Raw genomic sequence first — 15,649 nt, forward strand, 5'->3', positions numbered from 1 at the left:
CTCCTACACGCTGCCGACCGGGATCGGGTCCGCGTGGGCCTCACCCCTTGGCCGGGTGATGCCGCGCTCGAACTCGTCACGGAAATAGTGAATGGCGGATGCCAGCGGCATCGCCGCCCCCGGCGCGTGGGCGCAGAAGGTCTTGCCGGGGCCGAGATCGCGGGCCATCTGTTCGAGCAGCTCGATATCGCCGGACTCGCCCTCGCCCGCCTCCAGCGCGCGCAGCAGCTTGACGCTCCACGGCAGGCCGTCGCGGCATGGCGTGCACCAGCCGCAGGACTCGCGGGCGAAGAACTCCTCGAGATTGCGGGTCAACGACACCATGCTCTGGTTGTCGGCAACCACGGTCAAAAGCCCCGTTCCCATGCGGCTGCCCGCCTTGCCGATGGTGTCGAAATCGAGCGCCAGCTCGAGATGCTCCGGCAGCAGGAAGCCGGTACTGCCGCCGCCGGGCAGCCAGCTCTTGAGCGTCAGGCCGTCGCGCATGCCGCCGGCACGTTCGAGAATCTCGCGGCCGGTCGTGCCCATCGGCAACTCCCACAACCCAGGCTGCTTCACCTTGCCGGAGACGCCATAGAGCTTGCTGCCGCCGTCGGTGCTCTGCCCACCCGAAAAGCCCTGAAACCAGTCGACGCCATGATTGATGATGCCCGGCACGTTGCACAGCGTCTCGACGTTGTTGACCACGGTGGGCAGGCCCCAGGCGCCGGACTGGCCGGGAAACGGCGGCTTGGCGCGTGGATTGGCGCGCTTGCCCTCCAGCGAGTTGATCAGCGCGGTCTCCTCGCCGCAGATGTAGCGCCCGGCGCCGGTGTGCAGGGCGATATCGAAGTCGTAACCGCTGCCGCCCACGTCCGGCCCCAGCCAGCCGTTGGCTCGGGCCTCACGCAGCGCGCATTGAATGGATGCAGCGGCGAGATGGTATTCGCCTCGCAGGAAGATATAGCCCTGCCTGGCGCGATTGGCATAACCGGCGAGGATCATGCCTTCGATCAGCAGGTGGGGCTGCTGCTCCATCAACAGGCGATCCTTGAAGGTGCCCGGCTCCATCTCGTCGGCGTTGCAGACGATATAGCCGCGCGGTACGCCCTCGCCCTTCATGGTCAGGCTCCACTTCATGCCGGCGGAGAAACCGGCGCCGCCGCGCCCGCGCAGGTTGGCCGCCTTGACCTCGTCGGTGAGCGACTCGGGGGTGAACTTCTCGAGCGCCTTGATGACCGCATCGTAGCCCTGGGTGGCGCGGTACTCGTCGTACAGCACCGGACTTTCGTCGTCGTGCAGGCGCCAGGTCAGCGGGTGGGTCTCGGCGTGGCGTTCACTGGCCGGTTGCAGAATGCGGCTCATGCCTCTTTCTCCGACTTCATAAGTAGCCCTCCAGCAACTGCGGAATCTCGGCGGGCTTGACCGGTCCATGCAGGTCTTCGCCGATCAGGATCGCCGGGCCACGATCGCAGGCGCCGAGGCAGCATACCGGCAGCAGGGTGAAGCGGCCGTCCGCCGTGGTCTGGCCCATCTGGATGCCGAGATGTTCGATGAAGGCGTCGCGCAGCTCCTCGTAGTCGGTCAGGAAACAGGAACTGCTGTCGCAGATCAGGATCACGTGGCGGCCGACCGGCTGGCGAAAGATCAGGCTGTAGAAGGTCGCCACTCCTTCGACATCGGCGACGCGAATGCCCAGCGTCTCGGCGATCGCCGGTATGGCGCCGTCCGGCACGTGGCCATGACGCTTCTGCACGATCTTCAGCGCCTCGATGCTGGCGGCCTGTGGATAGGGATAGTGCGCGCGCTCTTCGAGAATCGCCTCGCGGTCGGCGGGGTCGAGGACGAAGGCGTCGCTGGCGATGGTGGCGGTCGTGTTCATGTCAGTCATCTCTCACCGGTCCACGTCGGCCATGACGAAATCGATACTGCCCAGGTGCGCGATCAGATCCGGCACGAAACCGCCGCGCATGACGGCGGGGATCTGCTGCAGATGCGGAAAGCTGGGCGTACGAATGCGCGTGCGGTAGCTCATGGTGCTGCCGTCGCTGGTCAGGTAGTAGCTGTTGATGCCCTTGGTCGCCTCGATCATCTGCAGCGACTCGTTGGCCGGCAGTACCGGCCCCCAGGAAACCTGCAGGAAGTGAGTGATCAGGGTCTCGATGTGCTGGAGCATCTTTTCCCGCGGCGGCGGCGTGGTCAGCGGATGGTCGGCCTTGTAGTCGCCGGCCGGCATGTGATCGATGCACTGCTGGATGATGCGCACGCTCTGGCGCATCTCCTCGATGCGCATCATGCCGCGATCGAAGGCATCGCCGTTGGCGCCGGTGGGTACCTCGAAATCGAAGTTCTCGTAGCCGGAGTAAGGGCGCTTCTTGCGCAGGTCGAAGTCGAGCCCGGTGGCGCGCAGGTTGGGCCCGGTCACCCCCCAGTCGAGCGCCTGACGGGTATCGAAGGCGGCGACATGCCGGGTGCGGTCGCGCACGATGGCATTGTCCATCATCGCCCGCTCGTACTCAGCCAGGCGCTTGGGCATCCAGTCGACGAAACCCTGCATCAATTTGTTCCAGCCGTTGGGCAGGTCGTGGGCCGTGCCGCCGATGCGATACCAGGCCGGGTGCATGCGAAAGCCGGTGATCGCCTCGATCACCTCGTAGGCCTTCTGGCGATCGGTGAAGGTAAAGAACACCGGCGTCATCGCCCCCAGATCCTGCAGATAGGTGCCGAGAAACAGCAGGTGACTGTTGATGCGGAACAGCTCCGCCATCATCACGCGGATCGTCTTGGCACGGTCGGTCACCGTGATCCCGGCCAGTTTCTCCACCGCCAGCACATAGGGCAGGTTATTCATCACCCCACCGGTGTAGTCGACGCGATCGGTATAGGGGATGTAGCTATGCCAGGACTGACGCTCGGCCATCTTTTCGGCGCCACGGTGGTGGTAGCCGATGTCCGGCACGCAGTCGACCACCTCCTCGCCGTCGAGTTGCAGCACGATACGGAAGGCGCCGTGGGCCGAAGGATGATTGGGGCCGAGGTTCAGGAACATGAACTCGGTGTCCTCGCCCTGACGCTGCATGCCCCACTGCTCGGGATCGAAGCGCAGCGCCTCCTGCTCGACCTCCTGCCCCTTGACGGTCAGGGTGTATGGGTCGAACTCGGTGGCACGGGCGGAGTAGTCCTTGCGTAGCGGATGCCCGCTCCAAGTCGGCGGCATCAACAGGCGGGTGAGGTGCGGATGCCCCGAGAAGTGAACTCCGAACAGGTCGAACACTTCGCGCTCGTACCAGTTGGCGTTGACGAAGATGTCGCACACCGACGGCAGCGTCAGGTCGCGCTCGGGTAGCGCCACCTTGATCATCAGATCGGCATTTCGCTCGATCGACAGCAACTGATAGAAGACGGTGAAGTCCGAAGGCGGCAGGCCGCGGCGATGCGTGCGCAGGCGCTCGTCGACGGCGCTCAGGTCGAAGAGCATCGAGAACGGCCCGGGCAATTGCCGCAACCAGGTCAGGACATCGCGCAGGCGCTCGCGGGCGACCCAGATCACCGGCATGCCGGTGCGCGTGGCCTGCGGCGTGAAGGCGGCTTCGCCGAAGTGCTGCGCCAATTCGGCCACGATGTCGGCAGTACCGGCACGGCAAGCGCTGGCGGTTACACTGCCCTCGTTTTGAGAATCATCGACTGCGGTCATGGCTGGCCCCCGGTACGAAAATCAATGGTCGAGAACGACCACAAGAATCAATGGCAAGGACGATCGACGCGGTCCTAGATACCATCCGGGGTGCGCAGCTCCTTGACCGCAATACGACGGTCGCGATGCTTTTCTCGCTGAGAGGGCATCTCGGCGCGGTAGACGCCCTGGTCGCCGACCACCCAGGAGAGCGGCCGGCGCTCCTCCTGGATCGAATCCTGCAATAGCTGCAACCCTTGCAGAAATGCCTCGGGGCGCGGCGGACAGCCAGGCACGTAAACGTCGACGGGGAGAAACTTGTCGACACCCTGAACCACCGAGTAGATGTCGTACATGCCGCCGGAATTGGCACACGACCCCATCGAGATCACCCACTTGGGCTCGAGCATCTGGTCGTAGAGCTGCTGGATGACGGGTGCCATCTTGATGAAGCAGGTACCGGCAATGACCATGAAATCGGCCTGGCGCGGAGAGGCACGGATGACCTCGGCACCGAAACGGGCGACGTCATGAGGCGCGGTGAACGCCGTCGTCATCTCCACGTAGCAGCAGGAGAGACCGAAATTATAGGGCCACAACGAATTCTTGCGCCCCCAGTTCACCGCCGAGTTGAGCACGTCCTCGAGCTTGCCCATGAAGACGTTGCGATGAACCTGCTGTTTCATGGGGTCGTCGACGCGTTGGCGTTGATCTAGGGGATAGCGCTCAGCTGCGGAATCGCCTCCCTCCGCCCGGGTCAGGGTGTACTGCATGGTGAACCTCAACAAACCAGATAGAAAATCGGTCGCGGAAGTCCCGGTCCGTCACGGTGGAGGGGCTCCCGCCATTGTCTTTGTCCCGATCGCCGCAGCGATCTTACCTGACCGGCTCAGCGTGCATCGCGCTCGACACCCGGTACGGCGGCCAGCTCCCGCGCTCGCGGGGCGTCTTCGTGCCCCCGCTTGCGTGGCGCCCAGTCGAGAGCGCCGACACGCGCGTCGTAGATCAGGCCGGCCAGCAAAATGAGGATGAACACCATCGCCGCCGCCAATCCCGTCCAGCCCCCCTCGCGTACGGAGACGGCCCAGCCGAACAGATAAACGGCTTCGATATCGAAAATGACGAACAACATGGCGACGAGGTAGAACTTGACGGAAAACCGCTGTCTTGCGGTGCCGGCACCGACGATGCCGGACTCGAAGGGGAGTGACTTGCTGCGCCCGCGACTACGACCGCCCAGTAGACTGGCGGCGCCGATCATGATTCCGCAAAGCGCCATGACCGCTACCACGAACAAACCGGTGGCCCAGTAGTTGGCGATCCATGCAGAGACCTGATCGGACATATGCTTCCTCGCGAGACACTATGAATATCGCGGACCGAAACTGACAATTTCGTAAGATTACAAGTTTACACGCCAATAACTCAATACTCAGCCTGCTAATTAGTTCAATTGCCGTCCCGCACGAAATCTGGCGGGGCCAGCATAGCGGTAGTCACTAACAGAGAAGATTTCCCGGCTAGGTAAACGGGCTACCTTGTTTTAGGCTAGACGCTTTACGGCCTCTTGCAACGTTCACGACATGCTTTCCACTCCGATTCCCAACGCATTGACCATTGCCGGCTCCGATCCCTCCGGCGGCGCAGGTCTCCAGGCCGACATCAAGACGTTCTCGGCACTTGGCGTCTACGCCACCAACGTGATCACCGCGGTGATCGCCCAGAATACCCAAGGCGTGAGCCGGGTGGAGCCGATGTCGGCAGCGCTGATTCGTGCCCAGCTCGACAACCTGCTCGCCGACGTCGCCATCGACGCGGTCAAGATCGGCATGGTCGCCAGCCGCGACGTGGCCGAGACGATCGCCGAAGCGCTGACGCAACGCCGACCGCGCTGGATCGTGCTCGACCCGGTAATGGTGGCCAAGAGCGGCGACCGGCTGGTGGATGACGAAGGCTTGCGCGCGGTACGCGAAGTGCTGGTGCCACTGGCCGACGTGATCACCCCCAACCTGCCGGAAGCGGCGGCGCTGCTCGACTGCGAAGTCCCCAGCTCACCCGGTGCCATGGAAGTCCTGATTCCGGATCTGCAGGCACTGGGATCGCCCTATGGCCTGCTCAAGGGCGGCCACCTGGCGCTCGAACGCTGCCCCGATCTGCTATGGACCCCGACCGACACGCGCTGGCTCGATGTTCCGCGCCTGGCTACGCGGAACCTGCACGGAGCGGGATGCGCGCTCTCCTCGGCGATCACTGCCTGCCTGGCCCGCCTATCCGCCGGCGAGTCCCGGGTCGAGGATGCCATCGCCAGCGCCAAGCAGTGGCTACACCGGGCGCTCGAAGCCAGCGATCGCCTCGACGTCGGGCAGGGAAAGGGGCCGCCGCACCATTTTCATGCCTGGTGGTAAACGACGGTCAAACCGTTCCAGATTTTCTCCGGCCAGATCGGCGCCGAACCTCTAATCTGAGCCTGCTACCGCGATGGCCTACCACGCCGTCGCTCTGGATATGAGCAACCGAGAGGGAACCTCGGCCCCGCATAGGGAGATAGAGATAGGGAGATCGTTGCCTGAATGGATCCTCACATCATGTTGCTCGGCGGCTTTGGCGCACTGATCCTGCTGGTCGCCTGGGTGCCGGTCTTGATCAAGAACCTGCCCCTCTCCCTGCCAATCATCTGTATCGCGATCGGTGCCGCCTTCTTCTCATGGATCAACGAAGGCACGCTGCAACCGCGTGACTATCCGCAAACCACCGAAATTCTCACCGAGCTGACGGTGATCATTTCGCTGGCCGGCGCCGGACTGAGAATCGACGATCCGCTGAAATGGCGCGTATGGGCCGATACCGGACGGCTACTCAGCATTACCATGCCACTGACCATCGCGGCGACGGCGGGGATATGCGCCTGCTATCTCGGCCTGCCCTGGGAGACGGCGATTCTGCTGGGCGCGGTTATCGCCCCCACCGATCCGGTGTTGGCCGCCGACGTTCAGGTCGGTCCACCGCGCTCGGGGCCCAGCGACAAGGTCCGTTTGAGTCTCACCTCCGAGGCTGGACTCAATGACGGCCTGGCCTTTCCGTTTACCTATCTGGCAATCGCCGTTGCCGTTCACGGTACACAATTGAGTGAATGGACCTGGCACTGGCTTGCCGTGGACGTCTTGTGGCGCATCCTTGCCGGCGCCGGTGCCGGCTGGATGCTGGGCTGGCTGCTCGCCGTCTTCATGTTTCACTCCGGGCGCGTATCGCTCGCCAGCACCGGCCAGGGTTTCGTCGCACTGGGCGGCACCTTCGTGACGTACGCTGGCGCCGAGGCGATCCACGGCTACGGCTTCGTCGCAGTGTTCGTCGGCGCGCTGGCCCTGCGCAGCACCCAGGAAGGCGTGCATGACTACCATGTACGCCTGCACGATTTTACCGAAGAGATCGAGCGGCTATTGATGATGACGCTGCTGGTGCTGTTCGGCGGCAGCCTGGCCGGCCCGTTACTCAGCGGATTGACCTGGCAACTGGCACTCGCCGGGCTGATCATCCTGTTCGTGATTCGCCCCGTTACGGGAATGATCGGTCTTATCGGCTCGAAGATGCGAACGCGGGAAAAAGCCTTCGTCAGTCTGTTCGGCATCCGCGGCGTCGGTTCGTTCTACTATCTCGCCTACGCCACCAACACAGAGAACTTCGGCCAGCTCGATGACGCCTGGACGCTGGTCAGCTTCATCGTGCTGGTCTCGATACTCTTCCATGGCATGACGTCGGGTTTTCTGATGAGCTGGCTGGACGAACGCCGCGAAGCAGCACGGCGTAAGTCTTAAGACGGAAGACGGAAGACGGAAGACGGAAGACGGAAGAACAATGGGCACCACTCACCAAGGTGGCAAGCAGCGCCCTCTTACCTCTTACCTCTTACCTCTTACCTCTTACCTCTTAGTCATCCGGATCCAGCACCGCTTTCAGGAACGCCTGGGTGCGTTCCTCCTTCGGCGCGGTGAAGATCTCCTCCGGCGTGCCCTGCTCCTTGATTCGCCCCTTGTCGAAGAAGCAGATGCGGTCGGACACCTGACGCGCGAAGTGCATCTCGTGGGTGACCAGCAGCATGGTCAGGTCGTGCTCGTCGGCCAGTGTTCGAATCACGTTCAGCACCTCGCCGACCAGTTCAGGGTCGAGCGCCGAAGTGGGTTCGTCGAACAGCATGATCTTGGGCCGCATCGCCAGCGCCCGGGCAATGCCCACGCGCTGCTGCTGCCCGCCGGAGAGCTGGTGCGGGTACTTGGCGGCCTGATCGGTGAGGCCGACCATCTCGAGCAGTTCCATGGCTCGCTGGCGCGCCTCGGCCTTGGAGACGCCCAGTACCTGGATCGGCGCTTCAGTAAGATTCCGCAGCACGGTCATGTGCGGAAACAGGTTGAACTGCTGGAATACCATGCCGAGCTGATTGCGCATCTGGCGCAGATGCTGCTCGCTGGCAGGCACCAGTTCCTCCCGCCGCCACTGGTGCCACAACGGCTGGTCACCGACATAGACCACGCCGCCGTTGATCTTCTCGAGCGTCATCAGGATCCGCAGCACGGTCGACTTGCCGGAGCCGGAGGGGCCAATGATGGTCACCTTTTCGCCGCGCTGCACTTCGAAGTCGAGTTCGTCCAGCACGACGTGGTCGCCGAAGCGTTTGACGACCTTGTCGAATTTGATGATGGGGTCGCTCATTTCAGAGACAGGCCTCGTTTGGGCAGATGGGTATCCAGATAGCGCACGCCGAAGGAAGCGATGATCGTCATCACCAGGTAGAGAGCGCCGACCATGGAGAGCGGAATCAGGTAGCCGCCGGTACGATCACCGATGATCCTGGCCACGCCGAGCATTTCCAGCACGGTCACGACCGACAGCACCGGCACGTCCTTCATGATCGATACCAGATAGTTACCCAGCGCCGGAATGATGCGCGGGATCGCCTGCGGCAAGATGATGTGCGTGAAGGTGCGCCCCGGCGCCAGATTGAGCGCGCGGGCTGCCTCGCGCTGCCCCTTGGCCACCGCCTCCAGTCCGGCCCGATAGACTTCCGAGGTGTAGGCGCTGTACTGCACGCCGAGCGCCAGCGCTCCGGTCAGAAATGCCGGTAGCGTAATGCCGAACTCGGGCAGCACGTAGAAGAGAAAGAACAGCTGGATCAGCAGCGGCGTGTCGCGGATGAACTCCGTCAGCAGCTTGGCCGGCCAGCGCACGATGCGTGTCGGTGCGCTCTTCAGCGCCGCCAGCACCAATCCCAGAATCAGGGCGATGAAAAAACCGACGACGGTCGCCTCTAGCGTTACCACCAGCCCGTGCAGCAGGATCGGGAAGATCGAAACGGCGAACGCCCACTGGCTGCTGGTGTCCCACTCAATACCGAAAAACATGCTTATCTCCCCGCCGCGCGCCAACGGCCGACGTAGCGTTCCAGCAGCTTCATGAACGCAGTGAGCACCAGTGCCATGCCGAAATACATCAGCAGCACCAGCGTATAGACGGTCACGCTATCCTGGGTGAAGTTACGAATCTGCTCGGCGCGAAACGCCATGTCGCCCAGCGAGATCAGCGACACCAGTGCGGTGTCCTTGAGGTTTTGTACCGCCAGATTGCCGAAGGTCGGCATCATTTCGGGAATTGCCTGCGGCAGCGTGATGCGCCAAAGCCGCTTGCGCGAGGTGAAATTGAGCGCCGTGGCCGCCTCGTACTGCTCCTTGGGCACCGCCTGCACCGCGCCACGCACGACCTCGGCCCCGTAGGCGCCGATGTTCAACGCCAGCGCCACGACACCGGCAACGACCGGCGGAAAGCGCAGATCGATGCCGATCGCCTGGCCGACCAGCGGCAGTGCAAAGTAGATCCAGAACAGCTGCACCAGCAGCGAGGTGCCGCGAAACACCTCGATGTACGCAACACTGAAACCCTTGACCAGCGGGTTATGGGACAGCTTGCCGAGGCCGAACAGGAAGGAAAGCAGGCCACCCAGTATGGTCGAGTAGACCGTGAGCTGCACGGTTACCCACGCCCCCTGGGAGAGCGGGGCGAGATAGCTCGTCCATTCCATCGCAAGACTCCACGTGAACTACGGAGGCGCCGGTTTTATTGCTGCGCTCGATATCTTGGTCACCGGCGGTGCTCAGAATCCTCATTTAACATCGCATAAATTCCGGTTCTTGCGCTCCGGCGGCAACCAACCTCTCATCGCTCGCGACATAAATCAGACACCCCTGACGAACGGCGCCGGTCGTGCCGGCACCGCCCGAGAACGAGTCGAGAGCGCCGGCGGCGCTGACAGCAACCGGCTACTCTCGCTCACGATTCGACTAACGAGTCATCAGGAGTCCGCGGTGCAAAGCTCTTCGGTAGTGCGATGGCCGGAGCCGTCGACGTCGGCTTCGCTGAAGCCGTAGTCCATCAGCGTCTGACGCCATTCGTCGGTCTGCTTGTACTCCTCCAGCGCCTGGTTGACGGCATCGCGCAACTCGGTGTTGTCCTTGTTGAAGGCAAACGCCCCCCAGCTGCGGACTTCTTCACCGTCGACGACCGGATCCTCGAACTGTGCCGCCGATTCCACAGCGTCGCTCTTCTCGGCCAGCTCACCAACCGTCAGGCTGGTCGCGGCATAGGCGTCGGCACGGCCGGTCGACACGGTGGAAATGGCGTCGGCGTTGCTCGAGATGGTGACCATGTTCTCCTGCGGCACGCCGAGCGCCTGGAGCATGTCGAGCTGGTCGGCACCGGCCATGATCGCAACCTTGGCATCGCCATCGACGAAGTCGGTGAACGCGTGCAGATCCTTCGGATTGCCCTCGGCGACCAGCAGCCCTTCACCGTAGGAAGAGTTCGGCTCGGAGTAGATCACTTGCTGGCAACGCTCCGGCAGCACGGCCATCTCCGCAGCCGCGATGTCGAAACGATCCGCCTGCAGGCCAGGAATCAGCGAACTGAAATTGGTGGTGACCCATTCGATATCGTCGACACCCATCTCTTCCATGATATGGCGAATGACGTCGGGGCCGGCCCCCTTGGCTTCTCCGTTCATGTCCATGTAGCCGTAGGGAATCTCATTGGCGACGGCGATTCGAACCGAGCCAGAGTCCTTGATTTCCTGAAGCGTCGCAGCCTGGACGGCACTGACGCCCAGGCAGGAGAGTACGGAACCAGCGATTAGCGTCCCAATACCTTTGTTGATGAGGCCTTTATTGATGTTGTAGCGCATCGATGAAAATCTCCGTCTGCAAGGTTCAGACCCGGCGTGCCGGGTCGGCGATTGACCAGATGATCGATAATGGGCGCGGCATTGTCGGTTGTTGGCCTTGCGGCTCGTCGCGCATTGTCATGACCCGCATGAAAACGACCATGACAATCGGTAGTCAATTCGCTCCATCGGATAGTAGCATTCGCGCCAAGCCGGGCGTCAAAGGCTTTATTGAATCATGACAATAGCCGTTTTCCGGCCTCGACTTCCGCGCCCAAGTTCGCGTGAATTCCGTTGTCGGCACCCGTGTGATCGAGACGGCGAAGCCGTCAAGGTGCTTCAATCGGAATCCCCGCGTCACCGTTAACATAAACATACGTTCTAGTAGCAGGGCTTATCAATAACGGTTTGCTTGCTATCGAACGCTCTGCCTTTTCCTCGAGCCTCAACATGCTACGCTTGCGTTCCCTCTCATTGACTTTGCAGGAGCGCCTGGCAAGCCATGCGAGCGCTGATTCAACGTGTCACCCAAGCCAGCGTCCGGGTCCATGACGAGATCGTCGGCGAGATCGATCATGGCCTGCTGGCACTGATCGGCGTTGCCGCCGACGACGACCAGACCCGAGCCGACCGCTTGCTGCACAAGCTGCTTCACTATCGGATATTCACCGACGAAACGGCGCGCATGAACCGCAATCTTCAGCAGGTCGACGGCGGTCTGCTGGTGGTGTCCCAGTTCACCCTGGTCGCCGCTACCGACAAGGGATTGCGTCCCAGTTTTTCCCGTGCCGCGCCGCCGGATCACGGTCGACTGCTTTATGATTATTTCGTCGACCGGGCGCGCCACGCCTGGCCGAAGGTCGCTACCGGGCGCTTCGGTGCCGAGATGCAGGTTGCGCTGACCAACGACGGGCCGGTGACCTTCCTGCTGGAAAGTTGACCGGAAGCTCACGCGCCGTTGCGATACCTTGAATACTGGAGGCTGGTTGGCTTCAGCGCATGCCAACGACAGGAAATTGGCCAAGGGGCTGTTGTCGTTTCATGCACGGCCGCGCCGAAACGGCAACAGCCCCTAGGATCAAAGGAAGGAACGAAAACGCATGATGACGCCACTCGCTATCATTACCGGCGGTGCCCAGGGCATCGGGCTGGCCACGGTCGAACTGCTGCTCAAAGAGGGGTGGCGTGTCGCCGCCATGGACCGCGATCCGGAAGCGGTCGCCGAGCTCGATGCCGCCCATCCCGACGCGCCGCTACTGGCCATGGCCGTCGATGTCAGCGACGAACTTCAGGTCGAGGAAGCCTTCCAGCATATCAACCACTGGCAGGCGGAAAACGGACGGGCCACCGGCTTCGACCTGCTGGTCAACAACGCCGGCCTGGCGGAGCCCGAGTGTGGCCCGATCGAGCGGTTGTCGCTCGAGGATTGGCGCCTTTGGCAGGAAAGTCATCTGACCGCCGCCTTTCTCTGCACCCGCGCCGCCGTACCCGGCCTGCGTGAGCGCCACGGCGCCATCGTCAATATCGCCTCCACTCGCGCCCTGCAGTCGGAACCGCACTGCGAATCCTATGCCGCCGCCAAGGGCGGATTGTTGTCAATGACCCATGCCCTGGCGGTGAGCCTCGGCCCGGAGATTCGCGTCAATGCGATCTGTCCCGGCTGGATCGAGACCGGCCCCTGGCAGAAGAGCGCCAACCGCCAATCGCCCCGCCATCGCGACATCGACCGCAGCCAGCATCCGGTGGGACGCGTCGGCGAGCCGGCGGATGTCGCCGCGACGGTGGCGTTCCTGGCCAGCGACAAAGCCGGCTTCATCACCGGCCAGCACATCAGCGTCGACGGGGGAATGACCAGGCGGATGATCTACGCCGAGTGAGCCGCGAGCCGCGAGCCGCGAGCCGCGAGCCGCGAGCCGCGAGCCGCGAGCCGCGAGCCGCGAGCCGCGAAAATCAGTATTCGGCTACGCTGAAAGTTCGCAATCTCTTTCCCGTAGCCCGTAGCCCGTAGCCCGTAGCTTATGATTTCGGATGCCAGTTGCCGTCGTCGCCTTTCTTGTACTTCGCTTCGACGGCCTTCCAGGCCACGGCGTGCGCGGTCTCCTCGCGGGAGCTGTCGCCGCGTCGATCCTTGGCATCCTGGTATTCGTCCCAGGCGCTGTTGAACGCTTCCTTGTAGATGGAACGCGCATGCGGCGGCAGCACCTTGCGCGCGTTGTCGGGGATGTCGTCGCGGGAGTCGTAAGGCATGCACTCTCTCCTCTACGCGTGAGTTCAGCCTTCAGTGTAGACACCCAGCATCAGGATTCGGCCAGTTCGGCTTCGAGCGCTTCCAGTGCTTCTTCCGCCGCCAGCCACTCGCCTTCCAGCCTTTCGACCTCGGCCTGCAGTGCGCCTTGTTCGCGCACCAGCCGTGTCAATTCATTCTTGCGCTCGGCATCGTAAACGCCCGGATCGGCCAAGCGGGTTTCGAGTGCCGCCAGCGCTGCCTGAGCCTTTTCGAGCGCCTGCTCGGCGGCGTCGCGCCGCTTGCGCAGCGGCTTCATCTGCTCGCGCCGTTCGGCGGCGGCACGCCGGGCGGCCTTGCGGTCGCCGCCGTCCAGCGGACGTTTCTCCTGGCGCGCCTCGCGCTTGAGGTCGGTTTCACGCGACTTGAGCCACTGATGATAGTCATCGAGATCGCCGTCGAAGGGCACCACGCGGCCTTCGGCGACACGCCAGAAGTCATCCACGCTGGCACGCAGCAGGTGGCGGTCGTGGGAGACGATGATCACCGCGCCCTCGTAACCGGCCAGCGCTTCCGCCAGTGCCTCGCGCATGTCGAGATCGAGGTGGTTGGTCGGCTCGTCGAGCAGCAGCAGGTTGGGTTTCTCCCACGCCACCAGGGCCAGCGCCAGGCGTGCTTTCTCGCCACCGGAGAAGCGCGAGACATCGCCGAACACGTCGTCACCGCGAAAGCCGAAGCCGCCGAGGAAGTCGCGGATCGACTGATCGCTGGCCGTCGGAGAGAGCCGCTGCACGTGGGTGAACGGCGTGGCGCCGACATCGAGACACTCGAGCTGATGCTGGGCGAAATAGCCGATCGCCAGATTGTCGCCGGCGACCCGCGTGCCCGACAGCGGCGGCAACTCGCCGATCAGCGTCTTGATCAGGGTCGACTTGCCGGCGCCGTTGGGGCCGAGCAGCCCGATGCGCGCGCCGGGCAGGATCGATACCTTTACATCCTCGAGAACGGTGCGTTGGGGATAACCGAGCGCAGCCCGGTCCAGTGTCAGCAGCGGCGTCGAGGTCTTGTCGGCGCACGGCAGTTGGAAGCGGAACGGCGAATCGGCCCGGGCGGCGGCGATGCTCTCCATGCGCTCGAGCATCTTCAATCGGCTTTGGGCCTGGCGCGCCTTGGTCGCCTTGGCGCGGAAGCGCTCGACGAAACGGGTGATCTCGACGCGGCGTGCCTGCTGTTTTTCGAACGCCGCCTGCTGCTGCGCCTGACGCTCGGCACGGGCGCGCTCGAAGGCACTGTAGTGACCGCGGTAGAGCACCAGGCGGCCCTGGTCGATATGCAGAATGTGATCGCAGACCGCGTCGAGGAAATCGCGGTCGTGGGAGATCAGCATCAAGGTGCCGGGATAGCGCGTCAGCCACTGTTCCAGCCACAACAGCGCGTCGAGATCGAGGTGGTTGGTCGGTTCGTCGAGCAGCAGGATTTCCGAGGGCGTGAACAGCGTCCGCGCCAGCCCGACGCGCATCCGCCAGCCGCCCGAGAAGTCCGCCAGCGGGCGATAGAGATCCGCCTGGGCGAAACCCAGCCCGGCGAGCAACTGCTCGGCCCGGGACCGGGCGGTGTAGCCATCCAGCGCTTCGATCTGGCCATGCAGCCCGGCCTCGCGCTCGACATCACCGCTGGCCTGGGCCTCGGCCAGCGCCGCCTCCGCCTCGCGCAGCGCGGTGTCGCCGTCGAGCACGAACTCCACCAGCGGCCGCTCGATCGCCGAAACTTCCTGGGCCATGTGAGCGATACGCTTGCCGCCGGCGATCTCGACGCTGCCGGCATCGGCGCCGAACTCCCCGCGAATCAAGGCGAACAGGCTCGACTTGCCGGCACCGTTGGCGCCGACGATGCCGACCTTCTGACCTTCGTGCAGCACCAGATCGGCGTCCTCGATCAGCCGGCGGGTGCCACGTTGCAGGACGAGTTGGCGGAATGCGATCATGCCGGACTCCAGGTGCGTCGAATGGGCGCTCATTCTACCAGCCATCCACCACCGGTATGGAATGCCATGTCCGCCACCGCGACCGATTCACTCTGGTCCTACGCCCTCGAACGTTACGCCCGGCCGGGTGCCGAGGCGCTCTGTCTGCGCTTGCAGGACGATCACGGCTGGGACGTCTGCGAACTGTTGTGGGTCGCCTGGCTCGCCGGGCGCGGGTCGCAACCCGACCTGAGCGACGCCGAGGCACTCGCGGCGGTGAGGCGCTGGCAGCGCGAGATGACCCTGCCGCTGCGTCAGCGACGGCGCGAGCTCAAGCGCGATGCCCACGAATCCCCGCATCTGGAGTCCTTGCGTCAAGCGCTCAAGCAGGCGGAACTGTTGGCCGAGCGCGAAACCCTGAGGCGGCTCGAACGCCTGCCTGCGCACCCGGCACCCAAGGACGAGCGCAGCGCGCGCGAGATCGCCTTGAACGGTTGCCGCTCGCTCAACCCGATCGAGCCCGAGGCTTACCGGCTGTTACACCCATTGTTCACCCACTGGTTGATGCCTTGTGCGGATGCGGAACCAACTCCCACCTGTTAGAGTCCC

At 63.5% G+C, this 15,649-nt stretch carries 17 protein-coding genes; 6 read left to right on the plus strand and 11 right to left on the minus strand.

Going from position 1 to position 15,649, the window contains the following annotated elements; genetic code table 11:
• Nucleotides 1–3: 3 nt before the first annotated feature.
• The 5 genes from nuoF to ndhC all read right to left on the minus strand — a co-directional run bounded on the left by nuoF (nt 4) and on the right by ndhC (nt 4,997).
• Nucleotides 4–1,344, minus strand: a complete 1,341-nt coding sequence (gene nuoF, locus DOM57_RS03545; protein ID WP_110647859.1) for an NADH-quinone oxidoreductase subunit NuoF — start codon at nt 1,342–1,344, stop codon at nt 4–6.
• 16 nt (nt 1,345–1,360) lie between these two features.
• Nucleotides 1,361–1,861: an NADH-quinone oxidoreductase subunit NuoE gene (nuoE, locus tag DOM57_RS03550; RefSeq protein ID WP_204352849.1), complete on the minus strand. Its 501-nt coding sequence runs from the start codon at nt 1,859–1,861 to the stop codon at nt 1,361–1,363.
• Nucleotides 1,862–1,873: 12 nt separating this feature from the next.
• On the minus strand, nt 1,874–3,673 hold the full coding sequence (gene nuoC / locus DOM57_RS03555; protein ID WP_110647861.1) for an NADH-quinone oxidoreductase subunit C/D: 1,800 nt from the start codon (nt 3,671–3,673) through the stop codon (nt 1,874–1,876).
• A 74-nt stretch (nt 3,674–3,747) separates the two neighbouring features.
• Nucleotides 3,748–4,425, minus strand: a complete 678-nt coding sequence (locus DOM57_RS03560) for a NuoB/complex I 20 kDa subunit family protein (RefSeq protein ID WP_110647862.1) — start codon at nt 4,423–4,425, stop codon at nt 3,748–3,750.
• A gap of 116 nt (nt 4,426–4,541) precedes the next feature.
• Nucleotides 4,542–4,997 carry an NADH-quinone oxidoreductase subunit A gene (ndhC, locus tag DOM57_RS03565; RefSeq protein WP_110647863.1) on the minus strand — a complete coding sequence of 152 codons (456 nt, stop codon included), beginning with the start codon at nt 4,995–4,997 and terminating at the stop codon, nt 4,542–4,544.
• A gap of 238 nt (nt 4,998–5,235) precedes the next feature.
• Here ndhC and thiD point away from each other — a divergent pair, with 238 nt between their 5' ends.
• Together thiD and DOM57_RS03575 are read left to right on the plus strand one after the other, a co-directional pair.
• Complete coding sequence (gene thiD / locus DOM57_RS03570) at nt 5,236–6,057, plus strand: bifunctional hydroxymethylpyrimidine kinase/phosphomethylpyrimidine kinase (protein ID WP_110647864.1); 822 nt, start codon at nt 5,236–5,238, stop codon at nt 6,055–6,057.
• 165 nt (nt 6,058–6,222) lie between these two features.
• The gene (locus tag DOM57_RS03575) at nt 6,223–7,464 is read left to right on the plus strand and encodes a cation:proton antiporter (RefSeq protein ID WP_110647865.1); all 1,242 of its coding nucleotides are present in this window, start codon (nt 6,223–6,225) and stop codon (nt 7,462–7,464) included.
• A 112-nt stretch (nt 7,465–7,576) separates the two neighbouring features.
• On the opposite strand, the gene ehuA is transcribed toward DOM57_RS03575, so the two are convergent.
• The 4 genes from ehuA to ehuB form a co-directional block, all read right to left on the minus strand.
• On the minus strand, nt 7,577–8,356 hold the full coding sequence (gene ehuA / locus DOM57_RS03580; protein ID WP_110647866.1) for an ectoine/hydroxyectoine ABC transporter ATP-binding protein EhuA: 780 nt from the start codon (nt 8,354–8,356) through the stop codon (nt 7,577–7,579).
• A complete protein-coding gene (ehuD, locus tag DOM57_RS03585) occupies nt 8,353–9,045 on the minus strand; it encodes an ectoine/hydroxyectoine ABC transporter permease subunit EhuD (protein WP_110647867.1) in 693 nt (230 codons plus the stop codon). Before ehuD ends, ehuA begins: the two co-directional genes overlap by 4 nt.
• A 2-nt stretch (nt 9,046–9,047) precedes the next feature.
• On the minus strand, nt 9,048–9,719 hold the full coding sequence (gene ehuC / locus DOM57_RS03590) for an ectoine/hydroxyectoine ABC transporter permease subunit EhuC (RefSeq protein ID WP_110647868.1): 672 nt from the start codon (nt 9,717–9,719) through the stop codon (nt 9,048–9,050).
• 270 nt (nt 9,720–9,989) lie between these two features.
• Complete coding sequence (gene ehuB / locus DOM57_RS03595) at nt 9,990–10,874, minus strand: ectoine/hydroxyectoine ABC transporter substrate-binding protein EhuB (RefSeq protein ID WP_110647869.1); 885 nt, start codon at nt 10,872–10,874, stop codon at nt 9,990–9,992.
• Nucleotides 10,875–10,876: 2 nt separating this feature from the next.
• Between ehuB and DOM57_RS03600 the strand changes: the two genes are divergently transcribed.
• The 3 genes from DOM57_RS03600 (at nt 10,877) to DOM57_RS03610 (ending at nt 12,730) form a co-directional block, all read left to right on the plus strand.
• Nucleotides 10,877–11,095: a hypothetical protein gene (locus DOM57_RS03600; protein ID WP_110647870.1), complete on the plus strand. Its 219-nt coding sequence runs from the start codon at nt 10,877–10,879 to the stop codon at nt 11,093–11,095.
• Nucleotides 11,096–11,355: 260 nt separating this feature from the next.
• Nucleotides 11,356–11,793, plus strand: a complete 438-nt coding sequence (gene dtd, locus DOM57_RS03605) for a D-aminoacyl-tRNA deacylase (RefSeq protein WP_110647871.1) — start codon at nt 11,356–11,358, stop codon at nt 11,791–11,793.
• A 160-nt stretch (nt 11,794–11,953) separates the two neighbouring features.
• On the plus strand, nt 11,954–12,730 hold the full coding sequence (locus DOM57_RS03610) for an SDR family NAD(P)-dependent oxidoreductase (RefSeq protein ID WP_204352850.1): 777 nt from the start codon (nt 11,954–11,956) through the stop codon (nt 12,728–12,730).
• Between the two features lie 139 nt (nt 12,731–12,869).
• Here DOM57_RS03610 and chaB read toward each other — a convergent pair whose 3' ends face one another.
• Together chaB and DOM57_RS03620 are read right to left on the minus strand one after the other, a co-directional pair.
• Complete coding sequence (gene chaB / locus DOM57_RS03615; RefSeq protein WP_110647872.1) at nt 12,870–13,100, minus strand: putative cation transport regulator ChaB; 231 nt, start codon at nt 13,098–13,100, stop codon at nt 12,870–12,872.
• Nucleotides 13,101–13,150: 50 nt separating this feature from the next.
• Complete coding sequence (locus DOM57_RS03620) at nt 13,151–15,061, minus strand: ATP-binding cassette domain-containing protein (protein WP_110647898.1); 1,911 nt, start codon at nt 15,059–15,061, stop codon at nt 13,151–13,153.
• A gap of 21 nt (nt 15,062–15,082) precedes the next feature.
• On the opposite strand from DOM57_RS03620, the gene DOM57_RS03625 reads away from it, so the two are divergent.
• Nucleotides 15,083–15,643 carry a TIGR02444 family protein gene (locus tag DOM57_RS03625; protein ID WP_110647873.1) on the plus strand — a complete coding sequence of 187 codons (561 nt, stop codon included), beginning with the start codon at nt 15,083–15,085 and terminating at the stop codon, nt 15,641–15,643.
• Nucleotides 15,644–15,649 lie beyond the last annotated feature (6 nt).

This window comes from Salinicola peritrichatus (assembly GCF_003206715.1).
Taxonomy (GTDB): domain Bacteria; phylum Pseudomonadota; class Gammaproteobacteria; order Pseudomonadales; family Halomonadaceae; genus Salinicola; species Salinicola peritrichatus.